This is a genomic window from Gordonia cholesterolivorans (genome assembly GCF_039531975.1).
In the GTDB taxonomy this organism is placed as follows: Bacteria; Actinomycetota; Actinomycetes; order Mycobacteriales; family Mycobacteriaceae; genus Gordonia; species Gordonia sihwensis.
This window is the reverse complement of record NZ_BAAARB010000063.1, coordinates 1-931: the sequence shown is the minus strand read 5'-3', so window position 1 is coordinate 931 and position 931 is coordinate 1. Positions and strand designations below refer to the sequence as shown.

Genomic DNA, 931 nt, shown 5'->3' with positions numbered 1-931 from the left:
CAGCTGAAACACTCGGGGGAGGTGGCAGTGATGAGCGGTCCGATCACCGATTCGATCGCGACTGTCGTTGCCACCGGTGCGCTGCCGGAGCGGCCCGCCGAACTACTCGCACTGATCGATGCCGCGGCGGTCAAACTCGCCGAGACCTCCCTGTCGCCGGAGACCGAACCGGAACTGCTGGCCCACACACAGACTGCCGAACGGATCCGGCGACGCTGGGACGGCATCTCCGCAGCACTCCTGGTGGAAGTCTCCGACCGCAACGCGCACCGCACCGCCGGCTATCTGAATCCGCACCAATACCTCTCACAGGGCTTGCGGCTCGGAACCCGCGAGGCGGGTCGGCGGTCGCGGATGGCTGAGGCGATCGGCGAGTTCTCGAACTTCCAGGGGCAGACGCTGCCTCCGCGGAAGCCGGCGACTGCTGCGTCGGTGGCGGCCGGGACTGTCGGTGCCGAACACGCGTTGGTGATCTCCGCGGTGTTGGCGAAAGTACCGGGCTGTATCTCGCCGGAGGTCAAAGCGCGTGCTGAGGCGGAGTTGGCCGACGCTGCGGCTGGGTTGAATCCGGATGATTTGGGCAAGGTCGGTGAGCGGCTGCTCGCTCACCTGGACCCCGATGGTCAGGAGAGCGATCACGTCGACCGGCAACGCCAGCGCGGAATCACGATCCTCCCGCAGGATCGTCAGTTGATGAGCAGAGTCCGTGGCGCGATGACTCCGGAGTTGCGGGCGAAGTTCGAGGTGATCTTGACCGCCTGGGCCGCACCCGGGATGAACAATCCCGCCGACCCGGATTCGCCCACCGGAACCATTGACGCCGACGGCATCGACGCCGAGGCTTTGGCGGCGGCGCGGGGTCGGGATCTGCGCAGTGCCGCTCAGCGCACGCACGATGCGTTGCTGGCGTTGTGTGATTGCGTTCTCGCCC

The 931-nt window shown here is 66.8% G+C and carries 1 protein-coding gene; it reads left to right on the top strand.

The window, feature by feature from the left end; all coding sequences use genetic code 11:
- Nucleotides 1-30: 30 nt before the first annotated feature.
- The coding region (locus tag ABFX36_RS18900) for a DUF222 domain-containing protein (protein WP_346077821.1) at nt 31-931 on the top strand (901 nt) is incomplete at its 3' end.